Origin of the sequence: Methanobrevibacter sp. 87.7, from assembly GCF_002208625.1 — an archaeon.
In the GTDB taxonomy this organism is placed as follows: Archaea; Methanobacteriota; Methanobacteria; order Methanobacteriales; family Methanobacteriaceae; genus Methanarmilla.
Map to the genome: position 1 here is coordinate 1 of NZ_MRCT01000175.1, position 3,324 is coordinate 3,324.

Genomic DNA, 3,324 nt, shown 5'->3' on the forward strand with positions numbered 1-3,324 from the left:
GAATTTAATCAATCTAAATATCTAATTAATCTATATTAAAAAATAAACCTTAAAAATATTCAAACATTTTATTAATTAAAAAAAAGATAATAAACATATTATAAAATAATTTACAATAATTGTTTTAAAATAAACAATGCTTATTTTTATAAATACTATTAAAAATTATAAAATGGTGATTTAATGGAAAATTTTAGTGAATGGTTCCATGATATCTTAGATACAGCAGATATTATAGATTCAAGATACCCTATTAAAGGTATGTGTGTTTGGAGACCATATGGATTTCAAATAAGAAAAAATTACTATAATTATGTTACAGAATTACTTGACAAAGAACATGATGAAACTCTATTTCCTCTTTTAATTCCAGAAAGTGAACTTGCAAAAGAAGGATTACATGTAAAAGGATTTGAAGATGAAGTATATTGGGTAACACATGGTGGTAAAAAAGAATTAAATGAACAACTAGCACTTAGACCTACAAGTGAAACTGCAATTTACCCTATGTTTTCATTATGGATTAGATCACATATTGATTTACCAATTAAAATCTATCAAAAAGTAAATACTTTTAGATATGAAACAAAACATACAAGACCTATGATTAGAGTTCGTGAAATTACTAGTTTTGTTGAAGCACATACTGCACATGCTACAAAAGAAGAATCTGATAAACAAGTAAAAACAGGTATTAAAATTTATAAAGAAATCTTTGATAAACTTGCAATACCTTATTTGATTAGTAATAGACCAGTATGGGATAAATTCCCTGGTGCAGATTACACAATAGCATTTGATACTATTTTCCCAGATGGAAAAACTTTACAAATAGGTACAGTACATAATTTAGGTCAAACATTTGCAAAAACATTTGATATTACCTTTGAAAATAAAGAAGGAAATCATGATTATGTATATCAAACTTGTTACGGTATTTCAGACCGTGTAATTGCATCTGCAATTGCAATACATGGAGATGAAAAAGGTCTTGTCCTTCCACCTACTGTAGCACCTACACAAGTAGTAATTGTTCCTATTTTATTTAAAAAAGGTGCAGAAGAAGTTCTTAGTAAATGTAATGAAATTAAAGAAGCACTTGAAAATTTAAAAATCCGTGTAAAAATAGATGATAGGGATATTCGTCCAGGAAAAAAATTCTTTGATATTGAACAAAAAGGTAGTCCATTAAGAATAGAACTTGGACCAAGAGACTTAAAAGCAAATAAAGTTGTTATTGTAAGAAGAGATAATGGTGAAAAATCAGAACTTCCAATTGATAACAATTTAGCAAACAATATTAAAGAAAATCTTGAAACAATACATAATGAATTATATAAAAAAGCATGGGACAAATTTAATGATTCTATAAAATTTGTAGATAAAGAAGAAGAATTAAAACCTAGTGCAGAAAATGGAAATATCACCAAATTCTATTGGTGTGGAGATACTGAATGTGGACAAGCAATTGAAAAAGAAACAGATATGGATGTACTTGGTTCTTGTGAAGAACTTGATGAAGATACTAATGCTGTTTGTATCCATTGTGGTAAAAAAGCAAAACATATTAGTTCAATTGCAAAAACATATTAAAAAAATTAATGAAGTGTTATAATGGATGAAATATATGCAATTATTCCAGTAAGTAAATTTTCAAATGGAAAAACAAGATTATCACCATTTTTAAATTTAGAAGAAAGAGAAAATCTTTTAAAAACAATGCTTAAAGATGTTACAAATGCATTAAAAGATAATGTTGATGAAATTTATATAGTTAGTTCTGATGAAGAAGTACTTGATTATGCTAAAAATCTTGATTTAAATACAATAATAGAAAAAGAAACAGAGGAAGATAATAATCTAAATAATGCATTATTTCAAGCAATGGATGAAGTAAAAGATAAAGTTAAAAGAGTTATTATTTTACCTTCAGATGTTCCGCTTATTGGTAAAACAAATATTAGTATGTTACTTGAACAAACTAAATTTATGAAATTTGTAATAGTACCTTCAAAAGGTGGAGGAACTAATGCATTAATAATACAACCATCAACAATTGAAATGAAATTTGGTGATTTTAGTTTTATAAAACATATTAAACAAGCAGATAAACATAATTTTACACCAATGATTCATGATTCATTTTTCATGGCAATGGATGTTAATACAAAAGAAGATCTTGGTGAAATCTTAATTCATGGAGATGGAACAGAAACTAAAGAATACCTTAGATCTTTAGGAATTAGTGTTAAATCAGTACATGGCCCTGAAAGACTTGAAGTTGAAAGAAAAAATTAAAAATTTTTCTTTAAATCTCTTTTTTTATAATTTTTAATTTTAGATAAATATTTTAAAAAACTTTTTTTAATGTGATTAAAATGATTGGACTTACAATTGCTGGACTTGATCCTTCTGGAGGAGCAGGAATACTTACAGATATTAAAACATTTAGTGCACTAGGAATACATGGAACTTCAGTAGTTACAAATCTAACTGCACAAAATCCTGATAAAGTATATGGAATAAAAGAAGTAGATACTGATTTTATATCATTACAATTTGATTCAATATTAGATGCTTACCCTATTGAATATGGAAAAACAGGAATGTTATATTCTAAAGAAATTATAAAATTAGTAAGTGAAAAAATAAATGAAAATGACCTTAAAATTGTAATAGATCCTGTAATGGTAGCAAGTTCTGGTGCTAACTTAATGAATAATGATTATAGTAAATATTTAAAAAAATATTTAATTCCTAATGGAGTACTTGTATGTCCTAATATTAAAGAAGCAGAAACATTATCTGGAATTAAAATTAATAATCTTAATGATGGAATAAAAGCTGCAGAAAAAATAGGTAAAAAAACAAATGTCATAATTACTGGTGGACATTTAAATGGACAAAGTATTTTATATGATGGAGATATTAAAGTATACACCCAAGAATTAATTAAAACAAATAATACACATGGTTCTGGATGTACTTTTTCTGCTGCAGTATGTGGATATCTTATAAAAAATTATGATTTAAGAGAATCAATTGAAAAATCAAATGACTATGTATATAATAGTATTAAATATGGAAGATATAAAACATTGAATCCATTATATGAATTAAATAATTTATAAATTTAATAGTTTATTATATATTTTAAATAATATTAATTAAATTTTTAATTTAGATTATTAAAAATATTATACTTATTTTTATTTTTTAATTAAATTTATAAAAACAAAATATTAAACATAAAAAATCTAATTTTTAAAAATAGCTAAAAATTTAATATTATCAAAAGATAAAACTTAAGAAAATCCATAATAT

3 protein-coding genes are annotated in these 3,324 nt (G+C 24.6%); all 3 read left to right on the plus strand.

All coding sequences use genetic code 11. The features are described 5' to 3' along the window. Positions 1 to 183: 183 nt before the first annotated feature. The 3 genes from proS (at position 184) to thiD (ending at position 3,131) form a co-directional block, all read left to right on the plus strand. Entirely contained in the window at positions 184 to 1,593 is a 1,410-nt protein-coding gene (proS, locus tag BGI41_RS07275; protein WP_088539986.1) for a proline--tRNA ligase, read from the plus strand. Between the two features lie 21 nt (positions 1,594 to 1,614). Then, entirely contained in the window at positions 1,615 to 2,298 is a 684-nt protein-coding gene (gene cofC / locus BGI41_RS07280) for a 2-phospho-L-lactate guanylyltransferase (protein ID WP_088539988.1), read from the plus strand. Between the two features lie 80 nt (positions 2,299 to 2,378). Continuing rightward, complete coding sequence (gene thiD / locus BGI41_RS07285; RefSeq protein WP_088539992.1) at positions 2,379 to 3,131, plus strand: bifunctional hydroxymethylpyrimidine kinase/phosphomethylpyrimidine kinase; 753 nt, start codon at positions 2,379 to 2,381, stop codon at positions 3,129 to 3,131. The last annotated feature ends 193 nt before the right edge of the window (positions 3,132 to 3,324 follow it).

Coding starts and splice junctions, on each gene's coding strand:
- thiD (WP_088539992.1), top strand. CDS start 2,379: ATGATTGGACTTACAATTGCTGGACTTGATCCTTCTGGAGGAGCAGGA.
- proS (WP_088539986.1), top strand. CDS start 184: ATGGAAAATTTTAGTGAATGGTTCCATGATATCTTAGATACAGCAGAT.
- cofC (WP_088539988.1), top strand. CDS start 1,615: ATGGATGAAATATATGCAATTATTCCAGTAAGTAAATTTTCAAATGGA.